Genomic DNA, 19,470 nt, shown 5'->3' on the forward strand with positions numbered 1-19,470 from the left:
ACACAGGAAGGGTACTTAGGTATGCAGAAAGAAAAGCTTTCCGCTCTGATGGACGGAGAAACGCTGGACAGTGAGCTGCTGAGTTCATTGTGCAAAGATAAGGCGCTTCAACAAAGCTGGCAGAGCTATCACCTGATCCGTGACACATTACGGGGTGATATCGGCCAAGTCATGCATCTCGATATCGCAGATCGTGTTGCCGCAGCGCTGGAGAAAGAACCCGTACGTCTGGTTCCTTCAGCCGTTCCCGAATCCCAGCCACAGCCCCATACATGGGGAAGAATGCCTTTCTGGGGCAAGATTCGCCCTTGGGCCAGCCAACTCACGCAAGTGGGTGTCGCTGCCTGTGTGTCTCTGGCGGTGATTGTGGGTGTGCAGCATTATAACCAGCCAGATGTCCAATCTGGGGCGTCTGAGACCCCGGTATTCAACACCTTGCCTATCATGGGGCAGGCTTCACCGGTTAGCCTGGGCGTGCCGGCGGATAGCTTCTCAACTGGCAGCGGCCAGCAGCAACAGGTACAGGAACAGCGTAAGCGTATTAATGCCATGCTGCAGGATTATGAACTGCAACGCCGTTTGCATTCTGATCAACTGCAACTTGAACAGAGCACTCCGCAACAGGCCGCTGTTCAGGTCCCTGGAACTCAGTCTTTAGGAATGCAACAGCAGTAATGAAGCAAATCTGGTTATCCGTTTGTCTATTGACGGGCAGCCTGCTCTTTTCAAATATCGCCCCAGCTCAATCTGAGTCTGGGGCGTTATTACAACAAATGAGCAGTGCCAGTCGTTCACTCAATTATGAAATCGCCTATATCAGCATCACTAAGCAGGGGATAGAGTCGTTACGCTACCGCCATGCTGTGATCGATAATCAGCCTTTAGGGCAACTGCTGCATATGGATGGCCCGCGCCGCGAAGTGCTGCAGCGTGGCGGCGGGATCAGCTATTTCGAACCTGGCCTTGAGCCTTTCACCCTATCCGGCGATCACATCGTTGATGTGTTACCTTCCATTGTGTATGCCGATTTCAATTATCTGGCGAAATACTACGACTTCATTTCCGTTGGGCAAACCCGTATCGCCGATCGTCCAAGCGAGGTGTTTCGCATTGTTGCGCGTGATGGTTCCCGCTATAGCTACGTTGTGTGGATGGACGCGGAGACCAAGCTGCCGCTGCGGGTGGATCTGCTTGATCGCGATGGTGAAACGTTAGAACAGTATCGCGTGATCTCGTTCGTGGTGGGAGAGCAGGTGAAGAACGTCATGCAGGGTTTGCTCAAGGCTAATCTGCCGCCGTTGCTGTCGTTACCTGCTGCAGAAAATATTCAACTGGGTTGGAGAACGGGCTGGTTACCCGCAGGGGTCAACGAAGTGGCTCGCAATCGCCGCAAGTTGCCGAATGTGGATGAACCCGTTGAGTCGCGTTTGTACAGCGATGGTCTATTCAGTTTTTCGGTGAACGTAACGCCATCTGGCAGCAGCGTCAGCCAGCAGTTTTACCGCCAAGGCCGCCGTACCATTCAGACCGAAATCCGCCATGGTAATGAAATTACCATAGTCGGCGAATTACCACCGTCAACGGCCAAGCGGATTGCTGACAGTATTTCTTTCAAGGTATCACCGCCATGATGAAAGAATGGGCTACGGTCGTTTCGTGGCAGCAAGGGGTTGCTTTGTTACGCTGCGAACCTAAAGCGGGTTGTGGTAGTTGCACGGCCCGTTCCGGCTGTGGTGCGCGAGCACTGAATGAACTGGTGCCGGAAAGTGAACATCATTTACAGGTGCAGATTGAGCAGCCGCTTGAGCCTGGGCAGCGTGTTGAAGTTGGCATTGCTGAAGGCAGTTTGTTGCGTTCGGCAATGCTGGTGTATATGACGCCATTGTTTGGCGTTATGCTTGGCGGTGGCTTGTTGCAATGGTGGCAGGGCAGTGACGCCGCCGCGCTGTTTGGGGCTGTGATCGGTGGTGGTGCCGCTTTTCTGGTGGCCCGCTTGCTGGCAACGCACCTCGGTGAACAGGCTGATTATCAACCTGTGGTACTGCAAATCGGTTTGCCCCCAGGCGCGTTGCGTTTGCAAACAGAAAACGAAACCCCGCTCTAAAATGGTCACCGCGTCGTTGCTAGGCTTCTATGCGGTGATAAATCATCTTGTTCACCAGTGCAATAAACTGTCTGCGCTAAACAGCAGAAAATACTCTATTGAGAGCCGCTCGTTTCCGCTGGAGTCAGGGCGCTTGCCGCGACGGTTATTTGTGAGCATCGGCTTTCAAAACTTGCGCCGCTCTGTAACACTAAAATGAGCATAAATAGAATGCCTTCACTGCACCGATCGCTAGGTTTTCAGTGGTGTGGCATGTAGAATGCTGCGATTCAGGCGAAAGACGGCCTAACCCATTCACTGTCGCTTTATGTCCATGCGGGTTTCCATAGGCGAGTAATTCAGAAATACCAAGGCAGAAAAACTTTTATAATGAAGCATATACGAAATTTCTCCATTATTGCCCATATTGACCACGGTAAGTCGACGCTGTCAGACCGTATTATTCAAATCTGTGGCGGCTTGACCGAGCGTGAAATGGCGGCGCAGGTTCTGGATTCAATGGATCTGGAGCGTGAGCGTGGTATTACCATCAAAGCACAAAGCGTAACGCTCGATTACAAAGCGACAGATGGTCAAACTTATCAGCTTAACTTTATCGACACCCCAGGGCACGTTGACTTCTCCTATGAAGTTTCCCGTTCGCTGGCCGCCTGTGAAGGCGCATTGCTGGTGGTTGATGCCGGGCAGGGCGTAGAGGCTCAGACGCTGGCCAACTGCTATACCGCCCTGGACATGGATCTGGAAGTTGTGCCGGTGTTGAACAAGATCGACTTGCCTGCCGCCGATCCCGATCGTGCAGCGCAGGAAATCGAAGATATTGTTGGCATTGATGCGACCGATGCGGTGCGCTGTTCGGCGAAAACCGGCGTGGGTGTGCCAGACGTTCTGGAGCGCTTGGTGCGCGATATTCCACCGCCAGAGGGCGATCCGGAAGCGCCACTGCAGGCGCTGATCATTGACTCCTGGTTTGATAACTACCTGGGCGTGGTTTCCCTGATCCGCGTTAAAAACGGGACGCTGCGTAAGGGCGACAAAGTCAAGGTAATGAGCACCGGCCAAACTTATAACGCCGATCGCCTGGGGATTTTCACCCCGAAACGCGTCGATCGCGACGTGCTGAACTGTGGCGAAGTGGGTTGGCTGGTTTGCGCCATCAAAGACATCCTTGGTGCGCCGGTAGGGGATACCCTGACTCTGGCTCGCCAGCCGGCAGAAAAAATGCTGCCAGGCTTCAAGAAAGTGAAGCCGCAGGTCTACGCGGGTCTGTTCCCGATCAGTTCCGACGATTATGAAGCCTTCCGCGATGCGCTGGGTAAACTGAGCCTGAACGATGCTTCCCTGTTCTACGAGCCAGAAAGCTCTACGGCATTGGGCTTCGGTTTCCGCTGTGGTTTCCTGGGCTTACTGCACATGGAGATCATTCAGGAACGCTTGGAGCGTGAATACGATCTTGAGTTGATCACTACCGCGCCAACGGTTGTGTATGAAGTGGAAACCACCAGCAAAGAAACTATTTACGTCGATAGCCCGTCCAAACTGCCGCCGCTGAACAATATTGCTGAGCTGCGTGAGCCGATCGCCGAATGCCATATGCTGATGCCGCAAGAATATCTGGGTAACGTGATTACGCTGTGCATTGAGAAACGTGGTGTGCAGACCAACATGGTCTATCACGGTAACCAGGTGGCACTGACCTACGAAATTCCGATGGCAGAAGTGGTGCTTGATTTCTTCGATCGCCTGAAGTCGACCTCGCGCGGTTACGCGTCGCTCGATTATAACTTCAAGCGTTTCCAAACCTCTGACATGGTGCGTGTCGATGTGCTGATCAACAACGAACGTGTCGATGCGTTAGCATTGATCACTCACCGTGATAATTCGCAATATCGTGGCCGTGAGTTGGTAGAAAAGATGAAAGAGCTGATCCCACGCCAGCAATTCGATATTGCGATCCAGGCCGCGATCGGTACTCACATCATTGCGCGTTCCACCGTGAAACAGCTGCGTAAAAACGTTCTGGCGAAGTGTTACGGCGGTGACGTGAGCCGTAAGAAGAAGCTGTTGCAGAAACAGAAAGACGGTAAGAAACGCATGAAGCAGGTGGGGAACGTTGAGTTGCCACAGGAAGCCTTCCTGGCCATCCTGCACGTAGGCAAAGACAGCAAGTAAGAGCGAAAGCTCGTTTAACGAGGAAGTTTGCATGGCGAATATGTTTGCCTTGATTCTGGCAATTGCGACGCTGGTGACTGGGATCATCTGGTGCTTTGAGCGCTTTAAATGGGCACCTGCACGCCGGGCGAAAATTGCGGCGATCAATGCACAGGCTACGGGCGAAATAGACGAAAACGTGCTGGCGCAGGCGGCGAAGCAACCGAGTTGGGTTGAAACCGGTGCTTCGGTTTTCCCGGTATTGTTGCTGGTGTTTGTGGTGCGCTCGTTTATTTACGAGCCTTTTCAGATCCCTTCCGGTTCAATGATGCCGACGCTGCTGATTGGCGATTTTATTCTGGTGGAAAAGTTTGCCTACGGTATTAAGGATCCGATCACCCAGACGACGTTAATTCCTACCGGGCAACCTAAACGCGGCGATATTGCCGTATTTAAATATCCCCGTGACACGAAATTGGACTATATCAAACGCGTTATCGGCCTGCCGGGCGATCGTGTTACCTATGATCCGGTCAATAAACGCGTCACGGTGCAGCCATCTTGTAATAACGGCCAGTCATGCGATAGCGCATTGGCGGTGACCTACAGCGACGCGCAGCCAAGTGATTTCGTGCAAATGTTCAGCCGCAGCGGCATGGGTGAAGCCAGCAATGGTTTCTTCCAGATCCCGCTGGCCGATAGCGTGCCACCGGGCGGTATTCGTTTGAGTGAGCGCAAGGAAACCTTGGGTGATGTCACACACCGTATTCTGACCGTGCCCGGTGCGCAGGATCAGATCAGGGGCTATTACCAGCAGCCAGGCCAGCAATTAGCGGAGTGGGTAGTTCCTGCCGGGCATTATTTCATGATGGGCGACAACCGTGATAATAGCGCTGACAGCCGTTATTGGGGTTTTGTGCCGGAAAGAAATCTGGTGGGCAAAGCCACGGCCATCTGGATGAGTTTTGAAAAGCAAGAAGGTGAATGGCCAACCGGCGTAAGATTGAGCCGCATTGGTGGAATTCATTAATAGGCGTTTTTAACCCGCAATCTTTTAACTGCAGCGCTGTTAGCTGCGGTTTGAAATCCATTGGGTATATATAAACGCAGCATTATATTTCCACTCGTTGTAGAATACCTTCTCGAGCGATAAAAAGTTGGCTCCCTGTTGGGAGCCACTGCAAACGAAACAGCTTTGGATTGGCTTTAGGCGAAGCAGGCCTGTTCCGTATGCTGCAAGTTTTTGACGCATTCTTGATCTATTGGTAACTCATGAACCCCATCGTAATAAACAGGCTGCAGCGGAAGCTGGGCTATACTTTTCAACAGCAGGAGCTCTTACTGCAAGCGTTAACTCACCGTAGCGCCAGCAGTAAACATAATGAACGTCTTGAGTTTCTCGGTGACTCTATTCTGAGTTTTGTCATCGCCAATGCGCTTTATCACCGTTTTCCTCGCGTAGACGAAGGCGATATGAGCCGCATGCGTGCCACGCTGGTGCGGGGGAATACGTTGGCGGAGATGGCGCGCGAGTTCGATCTGGGTGAATGCCTGCGCCTTGGGCCGGGAGAGTTGAAAAGTGGTGGATTCCGCCGCGAATCGATCCTGGCAGATACGGTGGAAGCCTTGATTGGCGGCGTGTTCCTGGATAGCGATATTCAGACCGTCGAACGCCTGATTTTGGACTGGTATCGCAGCCGGTTAGAAGAAATCAGCCCCGGTGATAAGCAGAAAGACCCGAAAACCCGCTTGCAGGAGTTTTTACAGGGCCGTCATCTGCCGTTGCCTTCTTATCTGGTGGTGCAGGTTCGCGGTGAAGCGCACGATCAGGAGTTTACCATCCACTGCCAAGTGAGTGGTTTGAGCGCGCCCGTGGTGGGCACAGGCTCAAGCCGCCGTAAAGCCGAACAGGCAGCAGCGGAACAAGCGATGAAAAAGCTGGAGCTTGAATGAGCGAAGAAAAACAATACTGTGGTTTTATCGCGATCGTAGGTCGTCCCAACGTGGGCAAATCCACGTTGCTGAACCAACTGTTGGGGCAAAAAGTCTCCATCACCTCGCGTAAACCACAGACTACCCGTCACCGCATTATGGGGATCCATACCGAAGGGCCTTATCAGGCTATCTATGTGGATACCCCAGGGCTGCACATCGAAGAAAAACGCGCCATCAACCGTTTGATGAACCGCGCAGCCAGCAGTTCGATTGGCGACGTAGAGTTGGTGATCTTCGTGGTGGAAGGAACTCACTGGACCGCCGATGATGAGATGGTGGTTAACAAACTGCGTAGCCTGAAGTGCCCGGTGCTGTTGGCGATCAACAAGGTCGACAACGTTACCGACAAATCCAAGCTGCTGCCGCACATATCGTTCCTCAGCCAGCAGATGAATTTCCTTGATGTGGTGCCGATCTCCGCGGAAAAGGGGACGAATCTGGACGCGATCGCCGGTATTGTGCGCAAACTGTTGCCGGAAGCGGAACACCACTTCCCGGAAGACTATATTACCGATCGTTCCCAGCGCTTTATGGCGTCGGAAATCATCCGTGAAAAACTGATGCGTTTCCTGGGGGAAGAACTGCCCTATTCGGTGACGGTGGAAATTGAACAGTTTGTGGCCAACGATCGCGGTGGTTACGACGTTCACGGCTTGATTCTGGTGGAACGTGAAGGCCAGAAGAAAATGGTTATCGGCAATAAAGGTTCGAAGATCAAAACTATCGGCATTGAAGCCCGTCAGGATATGGAACAGATGTTTGAAGCCAAAGTGCATCTGGAACTGTGGGTGAAAGTGAAATCCGGCTGGGCAGACGACGAACGTGCGTTGCGTAGCCTGGGCTATGTCGACGACCTGAAGTAAGCCTCTGATGGATGGCTGGGAGCGCGCCTTCGTCCTGCATGGGCGGCCGTACAGTGAAACCAGCCTGATGCTGGATCTGTTCACGGAAGGTCATGGGCGGGTGCGCTTGCTGGCAAAAGGCGCGCGCAGCCGTCGCTCTAATCTCAAAGGGTGTTTGCAACCCTTCACCCCTCTGCTGGTTCGCTGGGGCGGGCGTGGCGAAGTTAAAACGCTGCGCAATGCCGAAGCGGTTTCTCTCGGTTTACCTCTCAGTGGCATGATGCTTTACAGCGGCCTGTACGTGAACGAATTGCTGTCGCGCGTGCTGGAGCAGGAGGGCAATTATTCGGTGCTGTTCTTCGACTATCTGCAATGCCTGCAGGCGTTGGCGGCAGAAGACAGCTCGCCGGAACATGCGCTACGCCAATTCGAATTAGCCCTGTTAGGCCACCTCGGTTACGGCCTGGATTTTTTGCACTGTGCGGGCAGCGGTGAGCCGGTGGATGATCGCATGACCTACCGCTATCGTGAAGAAAAAGGCTTTATCGCCAGTTTGGTGGTGGATCACTACAGTTTTACCGGCCGTGAACTGCGTGCATTGGCCGAGCGACAGTTCCCTGATGCTCAAACGCTGCGCGCGGCCAAACGTTTTACTCGTATGGCGCTGAAACCCTACCTTGGCGGCAAACCGCTGAAAAGCCGTGAGCTGTTCCGCCAGTTCGTGCGCAAACAACCCGAGCCCCCCGTCGACGAAGCTTAATCTCTTTCTGCTTTTGCCGTTTTCCGCTGGCGTGTAAACTGCTGTTACTGAACATCGTTATTGAGAGGATTGTGATGGCTGATTTGCTGCTGGGCGTTAATATCGATCATATTGCCACGTTACGTAACGCGCGCGGGACCCAATATCCGGATCCGGTTCAGGCGGCGTTTATTGCCGAGCAGGCCGGTGCCGACGGTATTACCGTTCATCTGCGGGAAGACCGCCGCCATATTACCGATCGGGATGTGCGCATTCTGCGCCAGACGATTCAGACGCGCATGAACCTGGAAATGGCGGTGACTGACGAAATGCTGGATATCGCCATCGAACTGAAGCCGCACTTTTGCTGCCTGGTGCCGGAAAAACGCCAGGAAGTGACCACCGAAGGTGGATTGGACGTGGCTGGGCAACTGGACAAAATGACCGTGGCGGTTGAACGCCTATCTCAAGCCGGGATCCTGGTGTCACTGTTTATTGACGCCGATCACCGCCAGATTGACGCCGCCGTTGCCGTCGGCGCGCCTTATATTGAGATCCACACCGGTGCTTATGCCGAGGCACAAGGTGAACTGGCCGTTCAGGCTGAGTTGAAGCGCATCGCGCAGGCAGCAACCTACGCCGCGCGTAAAGGGCTGAAGGTCAACGCCGGTCATGGCCTGACTTATCACAACGTCCAACCAATTGCGGCTATGCCAGAAATGCACGAGCTGAATATTGGCCACGCGATCATTGGCCAGGCGGTGATGAGCGGTTTACCCGCGGCGGTGGCGGAGATGAAACTGTTGATGCGTGAAGCGCGTCGCTAATGGCGATCCTTGGCTTAGGTACCGACATCGTTGAGATAGCGCGCATCGAAGCGGTGGTGGAACGCAGTGGCGATCGTTTGGCGCGCCGCGTGTTGAGCCAGGCGGAATGGGAAGCGTATCAGCAGCATCAGCAGCCGATACGCTTTCTTGCCAAACGCTTTGCGGTGAAAGAAGCTGCCGCCAAAGCCTTTGGTACCGGCATCCGCAACGGCTTGGCCTTCAATCAGTTCGAAGTGTTTAACGACGGTTTGGGCAAGCCAAATATTCGCTTGCATGAAGGAGCCGCTGAGTTGGCGCAGAAAATGGGGGTTACCGCGATCCACGTTTCTCTGGCGGACGAGCGGCGTTATGCCTGCGCTACGGTGATTATTGAAGGGTGATGGATGCAGCCAGTGCCGGGCTCTGCCTATTGTGCCTGAGCCCCCGTATTGCTATCGGGTTCACAGCCGATCGGCATGATGCAGTAGCACAAACTTTTCCCACAGTTGTTCCTGATTTTCGACATGCTGCGGATCGATAATGATGGTGTTGTCGATCGGGCAAACCTGCTGGCAGGTTGGTGTATCATAATGCCCAACGCATTCGGTGCAGCGAGTGGCGTCGATCTGGTAAATTTCCTCCCCCATCGAAATCGCCTGATTCGGGCATTCCGGCTCGCACATATCACAATTGATACAGCGTTTGGTAATCAATAGGGCCATTGTAGTAATTTACCTTTCTATCTTTTAAATTCAATCGGTTAAATGCGTGGCGTACTTGTTTGCGATGGCGAATGGTTGGCTTGCGCGTTTGCCCTATCACCGCTGCGTTTCTCTGAGTATTCCCATGAGCTAACCAGGTTTGCTGAGGAATAATTTCAACGCCGCGCACTGTACCACAGAATCACGTTGATAAGAATTGGTGCTGCGCGGGCCAACGGGCCTTGCCGATATATCCGCGTTGCTGTGGTAAGGCATTAGATTCCAATCAGTCGTATTTCCTTCCTTATTGTTCAGTATCAGAGATATTCCGCTCACCTTATTCATTAATTTTATGAATGATAGGTGATAGCTAATCTGAAATGAGTGAATTTCTTATTTCCTTATATTTTAATAAGAAAATCATTAGGTGAGAGAGTTTTTACGCAATTGAGAAATGATTTGGTTTGTTTTTTAGACTTTAAACTTATGTTAAAATTAATTTTTTCTAATGATTTTGTTGGGTCTGGGATGGCTTAAACAGCCATGTAAGGCAAATACTAAAATAAATGGAGGTTTAATATGGTATCACGTAGACGATTTCTTCTGGGCTGTGGCGCTATAGGTGCAGGGAGCCTCACGGGGTTAAATTCAACGTCAGCGCACGCCACAATATCGGCAATTAATACGCTGAAATATAAAATTCACGTTCCTGAAATTTTCCAAACCGTCAAACGTCCTCCGGCTCATACCCCCGTGATTGTTATCGGCTCAGGTTTTGGTGGGGCAGTGTCGGCTTTACGTTTCGCGCAGGCTGGCGAGAGAGTGACGGTGCTGGAAAGAGGCTTCAAATGGCCAACCGGGCCATTCCGTACCACATTCAGCAACGATACTCTGCCTGACGGCAGGGCGTTTTGGCACCGTACCAGTGCCAAGATGATCGCTGGCAATACCGCTTATTTTGATAAATTTGCCGGTGTGATGGACGCCACTGATTATCCCAATATGACGGTATGGCGGGGTGCGGCTGTAGGGGGCGGTTCAGTTATTTTTACCGGTGTTATGATTCAGCCGGAACGTCAGTATTTCGATGCAATTTTTGGTGGTGGTGTCAGTTACGACGAAATGGATAAAAAATATTATCCTCTCGTGCGTAAAATGTTGAACTTGAATTCAATGCCGCTGGATATTTATAACAGCTCGCCTTTTGGGCATTCGCGCGTCTGGGATCAGCAGTCAAGAAAGGCGGGTTATGTCACTTCACCGATCGACTCGATCTTTAATTGGGATGTGATAAGAGCCGAACTCAGTGGGCGCAGTTTGCCTTCGGCCATCTCCGGTGCTAGCAATCACGGCAACAGCAACGGTGCCAAGTACGACTTAAACCAGAACTACCTGCGGCAGGCAGAGGCGACCGGGTTGGCGACGATTTATCCAGGGCATGAAGTCTCTGATATCTCATGGGATGGCCGTCGTTATCTGCTCAGCGTGACGCTCTCTTCCCCTGAAGGTAACCTGCTGAATCGCTATGAGCTTTCTTGCGATCGCCTCGTGTTGGCGGCGGGTTCTATTGGTACAACGGAATTGCTGGTCAAGGCCCAGGCCAAGGGCACTCTCCCTAACCTGAACGAAGAGGTGGGCCAAGGCTGGGGGACGAACGGCGACACCATCGTGACGCGCAGTTTCTCTGCTCTTAAAGGGTTACAGCAAGCTTCGCCAAGTGCTTCACGTATACATGACAGCAATGCCGGCCTGCCGGTGACGCTGGAAAACTGGTACGTGCCGGGCGTGCCGGTCAACCTGGGCATTATTGGTTCGCTGGGTATGGCGTTTGATGAAACCAATCGTGGGAATTTTGTTTACGATAAGGCCAAAGGCAAGGTCAATCTGCGTTGGGCAGCCAATGGTAACGCCGATATTGTAGAAGCCGCCCGTTATGTGAATAACCGGATCTGTGATGCTAACGGCGTTGTCCCTGGTGTACCGATATTTAAAGAGGACGTTGCCGGTATGAACTGGACGGCGCACCCGCTGGGCGGAGCCGTGCTGGATAAAGCGCTGGACAATGAAGGGCGGGTCATCGGCTATAACGGTTTGTACGTGATGGATGGTGCAGCCATTCCTGGGTCAACCGGCTCAGTTAACCCATCCTTGACCATTACCGCTCTTGCGGAACGCAACATAGAACGGATTATTGCTGCAGGGGGATGATGCGCCTTTAAGCTTTCCATTCGTGGGCTGCGTTAAATAACGCAGCCTGAGGTTGATGACAAAATCGCTTTTGAACCCGAGATACTCGGGCCTAGCGCACCTAGGGGCTATGATGGGACACATCCTTGTGTCCCACCCTGCGGGCCGACTTAACGTCGTTCAAATTTGCTCCCGGCAAATTTGTCGGCGGCTTACGCCGCTACGACCTCTTCGGCACGCTCTCCCTAATAACGGGCTTTGTCAGCAGTCTGGGGCTGCGTTAAATAACGCAGCCTATTTCCCGAGTTTTTTCACCAGTTGTTCACTATGGCGGATCCGATCGCGGGCATGTTCGAGATCCTGCTGGATCAGCGCCATAAACAGCAAATCGGTCAGAGCAAACTGTGCGGTACTGGAAGAGATGGCGGCACTGCGGGTATTGGGTTCCTCAGCAATGGTATACAGGCAGTGATCGGCGCGTTGCTGCAAGCCATTAGGTGAAAAACTGGTCAATGCCAACACCCGCGCACCGGCAATACGTGCTTCTTCTGCCGCCAGATTGACCTCACGCCGTTCGCCACTGAACGAGATCGCCAGCAGGAGATCCTCTTGGCTTAACGCTTGCACGGTGGCCAACTGAACATGCATATCCGCTTCCGCCAGCGCCATCACACCAATTTTCAGCAGCTTGAATGCCAGATCTTTCGCCACTAGGCCAGAGGCCCCTAGCCCAACCAGCACCACTCGCCGGGCCGAACGCAGCATATCCAGAGCGGTATTCAACCGTTGTTCGCTGTTGATATCCAGCGTTGCCCGCAAGGCTGCCTGTTTTTCAGCCAGTAATTTTTCACCCACAGTCTTCAGGGAATCACTGCTGAGGATTTGATTATGGACGGTGATGATGAGCTTGGTCTGTGGTTGTGCCAGGGTTTCACTCAAGGCCAGCTTTAATGCCGGGAAGCCTTTGTAACCCATTTTCTGAGCAAATTTGACCACGCTGGATTGACTGACGCCTGCCAGTTGAGCCAGGTTCTGTGAACTGAGATGGCGTGCCTGTTCGGCATTATGCAACAGAAAATCTGCCAGTTTGCGGTCATTTTGAGCCAGCGTTGGGTACATCTGGCGAATGCGAAGAAGGGTACTCATCAGGTTGTATTCCATAATGGGGGATGATGCCGTCGGTCGGCGGAAAAACCACAGTTTCTGATCTTTTCCTTTGAGCCAGCAGGCATTCTGCCACGTTGGTAGTGAAATTCTTAATGAAAAATTTTGTGATTTCACCTTTAAAATAGCCAATAACCGCATTGATTTGATAAAATATTCAAATATTGATTTAATTTTATGAATTAAAAATTCAAGGTGATGAAATGAATTTAGGTGCATTAGTATCAGAAACTCGCAATCCCGCCACCATGATGCTGGATGAGATGTCCTCGCTTGAGATGATGATCTGCTTTAATAATGAAGATCGTAAAGTTCCGGAAGCCATTGCCAAAGTGCTGCCGGAGATCGCTCAGGCAGTGGATTTGTCTGCTGCCGCTCTGCAGGCTGGTGGACGTTTGATTTACCTGGGCGCGGGGACCAGCGGCCGGTTGGGGATACTGGATGCTTCCGAGTGCCCGCCGACCTTTGGGGTGCCGCATGACATGGTGATAGGGTTAATTGCCGGTGGGCAGGGGGCGATGTTTAAAGCGGTAGAAGGCGCTGAAGACGATGCCGCACTCGGTGAGGCCGACCTGAAAGCGCTGAATCTGACCGCACATGATATGGTGATTGGCCTGGCGGCCTCTGGGCGCACGCCTTATGTTATCGGCGCGCTGCGTTTTGCGCGTCAGGTGGGCTGCCCAACGGCGGCGATTTCCTGCAACCCGGATTCGCCGATTGCCAAAGAAGCGCAGGTGGCTATTTCGCCAGTGGTGGGGCCAGAAGCCCTGACCGGCTCTACCCGTATGAAATCAGGTACTGCGCAGAAGTTGGTTCTGAACATGATCTCTACCGGTGCGATGGTCAAGTTGGGCAAGGTCTATCAGAACCTGATGGTGGATGTGAAAGCCACCAATGACAAACTGGTCGATCGTGCCTGTCGTATCGTGATGGAAGCCACCGGTGCCGTACGCAGCCAGGCGGAAGAGGCGCTGGCCCAAACCGAGTTTGAGGTAAAGCCTGCGATCCTGATGATTCTGGCCGACGTGACGGCGGTAGAGGCGCAACAGCGTTTACAGCAGCATCAGGGGTATTTGCGCGCAGCCTTGACGTGCTAGCGCGTTGCTCTGATTGCTGGCCTATCTCAAGGAGCCACATGTGATCGATAAACCACAAGCTCGCCGCGCGGTGTTTTTTGACCTCGATGGAACGTTGCACCAGCAAGATATGCTCGGCAGTTTTCTGCGTTTCCTGTTGTGGCATTTGCCGCTGAATTTGCTGGTGGTGGTGCCGCTTTTGCCCGTGGTTGGGGTAGGCATGTTGATCAGTGGGCGTGCCGCACGCTGGCCGGTTAGCCTATTGCTGTGGGCGATGACGTGTGGCCGCTCTGAGGCCAGGCTGGGGGCGCTGGAACAACGCTTTGTCGCGGATTTTCGCCGGAAAGTAACCGCGTTTCCGGTGGTACAAATGCGCCTGCGTCACTATCTTGACGAGCACGATGCACAAATATGGCTGATTACCGGTTCCCCGGAGCGGCTTGTGGAGCAGGTCTATCAGGATTCGGCTTTTCTGCCACGGGTGCATTTGATCGGCAGCCGCATCACCCGTCGTTACGGTGGTTGGGTACTGACGGTGCGTTGTCTGGGAAGGGAAAAGGTATTGCAACTGGAACGGCGTCTCGGTTCACCGCTGAAACTGTACAGTGGCTACAGCGATAGCAAACAGGATAACCCGTTGCTGTTCTTCTGCGAGCATCGTTGGCGTGTCAGCAAGCAAGGTGAGTTACAGCAACTGGAGTAGCTCTGGTGGAAGATGAGGCTGTGCTTTTTGAGCACAGCCTCGGCAAGGAGTGACATCAATCATCGGTCGCATCCTGCGATTGGCGCCCCAGCCGCCAGATGTTTTCTGCATAATGACCCAATGCCCACAGGCTTATCCCGAGCACAATAAAGAAAATGGCCTTTGGCATACTGTCCCAGAAAAACTCGAAAAACCGGGTGTACAGATTAATTCCGAGGAAGGTCAGGCCAAATCCGCGCAGCATACCGTCGTCATTTTTCAATCCAAGCCAGATCGCTGCGGCGGCGACAATGCCAAACAGCAGGCTCCAGTGCAGCAGTTCGATCTGGTGCACGCTGTACCAACTGTCCAGATCGCCATAGTTACCGAAGATCGACAGGATCCACAGCGCGATAAACAGATACAGCAGCCCCATGGCCAGCGAAACTCGCTCCAGGCCTCGTTGGGCCAGCGGGGGTTTCAGCAGCAGCGCCGCAGCAATCAACACCGTGCCGAAGGCAATAAAGCGAATCGGATAACTCATTCCCAGCCAGTAGGCCCCCCAGCCGGAGAGATAACCGGTTTCGGCACCAAAGGCGTTGCCGAGTGACAGCAAGGCAAACCACCACACCAGCCCGGAACGGCTGAACCAGCCGATAACGCCGTACAGCACCGCGGCCAGCACCAGCAGCACCGAGACCCGCCCACTGCCATTATCCAGCCAGACACCCAGTTGCCACAGTGCGCAGGCGGTGAGCAGAATGGCGATAAACAGAATGGCTTCATTGCTGTAGCGTTTATCGGGATAACGGAGACGGCGGCGCAGCGCCCAGATATAGACCAGAACGGCCAGCACGGCGGCGATCGCCATGCGCACTGGCGCATCTAAGCTGAACAGTTCGCTGAGTTGTTCCAGTAACCAACTGTCAGTGAACAGGCTGGTGATAGCGATCACCAGCGAAGCCAGCGCCGCCAAGAATGCGTAACGTGCCAGCCGGCGCCAGTCAAACGGCTGAACCTGCATATTTTGCAGCAGATGTTGCTGCTGTTCAGCGCTGAGCGTGCCCTCGTCCACCCAGCCGCTGAGCGCTTTGCGCACCACCACGGCATTTTTCTTGCTGAGTTTCATGTTTTGCGTCCTTGAATAACACCGGTTTTTGCCAGTATATACCTGCTGAGCTAGCTTGATTGGTAGCGATAACCCATACCGTGCACCGTGCGCACCAGCACCGGATTGAGCGGATCTCGCTCAATGGTCTTGCGCAACTTGGAAATATGCTGATCAAGCGTTCGGCTTTGCGGTAAATGATCGTATCCCCAGATGGCATCAAACAGCATATCTCGGGTCACCACCCGGTTTTTATGTTGATACAGGTAACGCAGGATATTAACTTCGCGCAGCGACAGTTCTAGACGTTGCTCCATGCGCATGGCACAGAGTTCGTTAGGGAAAACAATGAGATCGCCAAACGGGAAGCTGGCGTCTTCTTCTGCATCCGGTGTTTGACGCAGGCAGCGGCGGGCGATAGTTTTGATTCTGGCTCGCATCTCATGAATACCGAACGGTTTACTGATGTAGTCGTCTGCGCCGAGTTCCAACCCGATCACCCGGTCAATCTCCTCATCTCTGGCCGAGAGGAAAACAATGGGGATCTGTTGATCGTGCTTGCGGATCTCCTTACATACCTTATATCCATCCAGTTCCGGCATCATGATGTCGAGAATAATAAAGTCTGGTTGCTGTTGCCGATACAGGGCCAGCGCCTGTGTGCCATTTTCTGCCGCAATAGGGCGGTAGCCTTCGTGGGCCAGCACTTCCATCAACCCGTTGCGGATGTGAGCATCGTCTTCGGCGATCAATATTTTCACTTGCACAACTCCTTATCGATGATTGCTTGCGGCTCAAGAGCCAGCGGCAGAGAAAGGGTAAAACAACTGCCGGTTGGGCCGCTGGTGACAGAGATTTCCCCTTGCAAACCGATCGCCAGTTGCTTGGAAATCGTCAGGCCAATTCCTGTGCCGGAAACACCTTCGGTAATGCTACTTTTCACCCGATAGAAAGGTTGAAAAATGGCTTTCAGGTCTTTCGCTGCGATGCCGCTCCCATAGTCGCGTACCCTGATCAGCCCCCTGTCAGCGCGTTGTTCGGCTATCAGTTCCACCCGTTTACCGTGTGCGGCGTATTTTTCTGCGTTGCTGAGAAAGTTGCTGATTATCTGCGTTAAGCGATCCACGTCCGTAGTGAGATGAATTTCGGCGTGGACGAGTTGCACCAGTTCCATTTGCCTGGCATTGAAAGCGGGGAGAAAGGCGCGGTAAATCGTATTCAACACAGGGCTCAGCGCTACCGCCTGCAAGTGCACTTTGGGGGCTTTGGTAAAACTGAGAATATTTTGGATCAGGCGTGACAGGCGCTGGCTTTCATTGAGGATAACCTCCAGATAGCGCTGGTTTGGGGAGCGCGGTGCGCTCTCTTCCTGTTGTAACTCCTGCAGCATCTCCGCATACAGGGAGATATTGGTCAGCGGCGTCTTCAACTCGTGTGAAACCTGGCCGACAAAGTTGACCTGCTGCTGGGCGAGCCGCACTTGGCGAGTATATTCTCGGTACAGGTACAGCATTGCCAGCCCGAAGAGGGCGATCAGCAGCAGGATCAACAGGCCGCCCCAGAGATAGATGGAATAGCCGTTAGGCATTTTGGCGTAATAGTCTATCTGCCAGGCGCTCAACGGATAAGGCAGGCGCAGAGAGTCCAACGGCATCTGGCCTTTGGCCAATTCGCTATCACCGCTCTGATAGAGCAGGCGGCCGTCATCGGTTACCCGCACGGTGTTCGGCGCATAGTCGAACGCCAGTGAGTTAATCACGTCGGACAGCAGTTTAACGTAGGAAAACTTGAATCCGATCAGCTGATTGCCGCGCTGCAGCCAGTAAATCAGCAACGGATCGCCAAGCTCACGGCTCAGATACCAACCCGAGGTTGGGCGGGTTTGCTCGTCGGTAAAGTAGTGGCTGTAGAGCAAACTCGGATCCTGCACGATAGGAGAGATCGCCTGGAGCCAGGTTTTTTCTTTCTCGGTCAGCGCCGCCTGCGTATTAGGGAACAATAGCCGGTTTTTCTCGAGCACAAAGAGCGCATCGATACTGCTCTCTTGGGCGATCAATTGATTAAGTGCTTTGCTGTCTAACGAGATATAGGTAGCGACAGAGCTGAGATGCACCGCATTCTGCTTCAGCAACCCCTGAATGAAGCTGCTGACCTGGCTGGTATGGCTCTGTGCCAGACGCTGGTTCTGATAATGGCGCAGTAGGGCTTCGTGGGTCAGGGTACGATAGCCGAAGTAGGCGATTGCCGCGCAGATCAGCAGCGTAGTGAAGGCAAAGAGAAACAGACTTTTTGACGGCTTCATGACCCATCCCATGGCGGCGCTGAGCCGGTTTACTGACTCAGCGCAAAATTGATCCCTACTTCTGCTGTTGTTTGACGCTGTAGTTCTGTTCTTTCAGCTCCTTACGGTAGGTGGCGGCTTCTTTACTGTCAATGTCCTCTGCTAACCTGCGCTGTTTCTCCGTGCTTTCTCTGACTTTTTTCTCCGCGGCAGGGCTGGAGAATGACAGCCCGCTCAGCTTGGAAGCGTTGGATTCCAGCACCTTTTTTGCTTCATCCTTGCGGCCTGCATCGATTAGCCGGATGGCTTCGTCATTAGCCAGCGCGGTTTTCTGGATCTCTGATTCGGCCAAGACTTCCTGTTGCACGGCATCGCTGACCTTTGCCGCCGAGCGGCTATAGCTGACGGTAACTCGTTCGTTGACCCGATCTTGTCGTTTACTGCTGAGGTTCAGGTAGCTGACGTTGACATCGGCCAGGTTCTTTTGCTGATTGTCCGTGCCTTTTTCTGGCATCACCTCCAGCAGGACATATTTTTCCTGATTGGAATAAAGCTGATTCAGTTTGACGTTAACCACATTGCCGGAGATCTCGCCATCGCGCCCCAGCAAGCGCACTGGCTTTACGCGGTCGCCTGTCTTGATCTGCACGACAACATCCTGTGCCACCACCGACATAACGTCCTGAAACTCTTTGGTAAAGGCGGTTTCCAGATCGGCCGAGTTGGCCACAAAAGCGTGGTTACCATCGCTGTAACCGGCGATGGTGGTCATTAAGTCTTCGTTATAGTCATCGCCTAGCCCAATGGTGGTAATAGCGATGCCTTTCTTGGCCGCGATGCGCGCCAGCTCGGCAAGTTCACCGATCGAGGTCGGGCCGGTATTCGCCTGGCCATCAGAGAGTAGAATAATACGGTTTACTTGCTCTTGATTCAGGTGTTTATCCACCTGACCAATGCCTTTACTGACACCGGCAAACAGCGCGGTCATGCCTTGTGGGCGAATATGCCGTTGAATACTGGCGATCAGCGCGGGTTTGTTGCTGACTTTGGTCGCAGGGATGATCACTTCGGCGCTGTTATCGTAGGCAACGACCGACAGAGTGTCGGTAGGGGTAAGCATATTTACCGCCAGAATCGCTGCTTCTCTGGCTTTTTCGATACGATCGCCGCTCATAGAGGTGGAGCGATCAATCACCAGTGCCAGGTTGATAGGGCTGCGGCGTTGACTGTCAAGATTGAAACCGGTCAGGGATACCTTCAGATAGTTTTTATCTTCACTGTCTACCAGCATGATCGGAGCGGCGAGTTCTGATTTAACGCTGACCACCGGGGATGCCGCGTTTGCCAGGCCAAACAGTGGGAGCAGAGAGAGTGCTAATAGGGTTGCTGCCTGTTTTATTTTCACGATAGTGCCTCTTATGCAGGACTCTGGGAGTAGTGCAGCGATTATTCACTTTATCATGGGCCGAGTTGTCTGTTCGCTGTATAAAGTTGTCAAATTTTTGTAAAACAGCGAGTTACTGTGAGGTCGACCTTTGAGATGAAGCACGCGGGGCAGATCTCCCAAGTGAACTACCGAAGGATTTGTTGCTACGTCGCTGCGCTAAAAGAGGGCTACTGTGTATAATGCCCGCCGC

The 19,470-nt window shown here is 53.1% G+C and carries 19 protein-coding genes; 13 read left to right on the plus strand and 6 right to left on the minus strand.

The window, feature by feature from the left end; genetic code table 11:
* The first annotated feature begins 21 nt into the window (after window positions 1–21).
* The 10 genes from rseA (at window position 22) to acpS (ending at window position 9,035) form a co-directional block, all read left to right on the plus strand.
* A complete protein-coding gene (gene rseA / locus BMI79_RS13750; RefSeq protein WP_076942708.1) occupies window positions 22–675 on the plus strand; it encodes an anti-sigma-E factor RseA in 654 nt (217 codons plus the stop codon).
* Window positions 675–1,631: a sigma-E factor regulatory protein RseB gene (rseB, locus tag BMI79_RS13755; RefSeq protein WP_076942709.1), complete on the plus strand. Its 957-nt coding sequence runs from the start codon at window positions 675–677 to the stop codon at window positions 1,629–1,631. Before rseA ends, rseB begins: the two co-directional genes overlap by 1 nt.
* Entirely contained in the window at window positions 1,628–2,104 is a 477-nt protein-coding gene (gene rseC, locus BMI79_RS13760; RefSeq protein WP_076942710.1) for a SoxR-reducing system protein RseC, read from the plus strand. The genes rseB and rseC overlap by 4 nt, the downstream gene beginning before the upstream one ends.
* A gap of 369 nt (window positions 2,105–2,473) precedes the next feature.
* The gene (gene lepA / locus BMI79_RS13765; protein WP_076942711.1) at window positions 2,474–4,273 is read left to right on the plus strand and encodes a translation elongation factor 4; all 1,800 of its coding nucleotides are present in this window, start codon (window positions 2,474–2,476) and stop codon (window positions 4,271–4,273) included.
* 31 nt (window positions 4,274–4,304) lie between these two features.
* The gene (lepB, locus tag BMI79_RS13770) at window positions 4,305–5,282 is read left to right on the plus strand and encodes a signal peptidase I (RefSeq protein WP_076942712.1); all 978 of its coding nucleotides are present in this window, start codon (window positions 4,305–4,307) and stop codon (window positions 5,280–5,282) included.
* A 242-nt stretch (window positions 5,283–5,524) separates the two neighbouring features.
* Window positions 5,525–6,205 carry a ribonuclease III gene (gene rnc, locus BMI79_RS13775; RefSeq protein ID WP_076942713.1) on the plus strand — a complete coding sequence of 227 codons (681 nt, stop codon included), beginning with the start codon at window positions 5,525–5,527 and terminating at the stop codon, window positions 6,203–6,205.
* Entirely contained in the window at window positions 6,202–7,110 is a 909-nt protein-coding gene (gene era, locus BMI79_RS13780) for a GTPase Era (RefSeq protein ID WP_076942714.1), read from the plus strand. The genes rnc and era overlap by 4 nt, the downstream gene beginning before the upstream one ends.
* 7 nt (window positions 7,111–7,117) lie before the next feature.
* On the plus strand, window positions 7,118–7,849 hold the full coding sequence (recO, locus tag BMI79_RS13785) for a DNA repair protein RecO (protein WP_076942715.1): 732 nt from the start codon (window positions 7,118–7,120) through the stop codon (window positions 7,847–7,849).
* Window positions 7,850–7,923: 74 nt separating this feature from the next.
* Window positions 7,924–8,655 (plus strand): pyridoxine 5'-phosphate synthase, encoded by a 732-nt coding sequence (gene pdxJ / locus BMI79_RS13790; protein ID WP_076942716.1) that lies wholly within the window; start codon window positions 7,924–7,926, stop codon window positions 8,653–8,655.
* Window positions 8,655–9,035: a holo-ACP synthase gene (gene acpS / locus BMI79_RS13795; RefSeq protein WP_076942717.1), complete on the plus strand. Its 381-nt coding sequence runs from the start codon at window positions 8,655–8,657 to the stop codon at window positions 9,033–9,035. Before pdxJ ends, acpS begins: the two co-directional genes overlap by 1 nt.
* 60 nt (window positions 9,036–9,095) lie before the next feature.
* Here the strand turns inward: acpS and BMI79_RS13800 are convergent, their stop codons facing one another.
* Window positions 9,096–9,356 carry a YfhL family 4Fe-4S dicluster ferredoxin gene (locus BMI79_RS13800; protein ID WP_076942718.1) on the minus strand — a complete coding sequence of 87 codons (261 nt, stop codon included), beginning with the start codon at window positions 9,354–9,356 and terminating at the stop codon, window positions 9,096–9,098.
* A 558-nt stretch (window positions 9,357–9,914) separates the two neighbouring features.
* On the opposite strand from BMI79_RS13800, the gene BMI79_RS24410 reads away from it, so the two are divergent.
* Window positions 9,915–11,543 carry a GMC oxidoreductase gene (locus BMI79_RS24410; RefSeq protein WP_076942719.1) on the plus strand — a complete coding sequence of 543 codons (1,629 nt, stop codon included), beginning with the start codon at window positions 9,915–9,917 and terminating at the stop codon, window positions 11,541–11,543.
* A 273-nt stretch (window positions 11,544–11,816) separates the two neighbouring features.
* Here BMI79_RS24410 and BMI79_RS13815 read toward each other — a convergent pair whose 3' ends face one another.
* Entirely contained in the window at window positions 11,817–12,668 is an 852-nt protein-coding gene (locus BMI79_RS13815; protein ID WP_076942720.1) for a MurR/RpiR family transcriptional regulator, read from the minus strand.
* Window positions 12,669–12,889: 221 nt separating this feature from the next.
* Between BMI79_RS13815 and murQ the strand changes: the two genes are divergently transcribed.
* Window positions 12,890–13,783 carry an N-acetylmuramic acid 6-phosphate etherase gene (gene murQ, locus BMI79_RS13820; RefSeq protein ID WP_076942721.1) on the plus strand — a complete coding sequence of 298 codons (894 nt, stop codon included), beginning with the start codon at window positions 12,890–12,892 and terminating at the stop codon, window positions 13,781–13,783.
* A gap of 40 nt (window positions 13,784–13,823) precedes the next feature.
* The gene (gene yfhb, locus BMI79_RS13825; protein WP_076942722.1) at window positions 13,824–14,465 is read left to right on the plus strand and encodes a phosphatidylglycerophosphatase C; all 642 of its coding nucleotides are present in this window, start codon (window positions 13,824–13,826) and stop codon (window positions 14,463–14,465) included.
* Window positions 14,466–14,520: 55 nt separating this feature from the next.
* Here yfhb and BMI79_RS13830 read toward each other — a convergent pair whose 3' ends face one another.
* Genes BMI79_RS13830 through BMI79_RS13845 form a run of 4 tightly spaced genes read right to left on the minus strand, consistent with a single transcriptional unit; the run spans window position 14,521 to window position 19,241 of the window.
* Window positions 14,521–15,573, minus strand: a complete 1,053-nt coding sequence (locus BMI79_RS13830; RefSeq protein ID WP_076942723.1) for a DUF2339 domain-containing protein — start codon at window positions 15,571–15,573, stop codon at window positions 14,521–14,523.
* A 50-nt stretch (window positions 15,574–15,623) separates the two neighbouring features.
* On the minus strand, window positions 15,624–16,313 hold the full coding sequence (locus tag BMI79_RS13835) for a response regulator transcription factor (RefSeq protein ID WP_076942724.1): 690 nt from the start codon (window positions 16,311–16,313) through the stop codon (window positions 15,624–15,626).
* Window positions 16,310–17,854 (minus strand): sensor histidine kinase, encoded by a 1,545-nt coding sequence (locus BMI79_RS13840; RefSeq protein ID WP_076942725.1) that lies wholly within the window; start codon window positions 17,852–17,854, stop codon window positions 16,310–16,312. Before BMI79_RS13840 ends, BMI79_RS13835 begins: the two co-directional genes overlap by 4 nt.
* Window positions 17,855–17,909: 55 nt before the next feature.
* Window positions 17,910–19,241 carry a vWA domain-containing protein gene (locus tag BMI79_RS13845; protein WP_425272357.1) on the minus strand — a complete coding sequence of 444 codons (1,332 nt, stop codon included), beginning with the start codon at window positions 19,239–19,241 and terminating at the stop codon, window positions 17,910–17,912.
* Window positions 19,242–19,470: the final 229 nt, after the last annotated feature.

The organism is Serratia oryzae, from assembly GCF_001976145.1.
In the GTDB taxonomy this organism is placed as follows: domain Bacteria; phylum Pseudomonadota; class Gammaproteobacteria; order Enterobacterales; family Enterobacteriaceae; genus Chania; species Chania oryzae.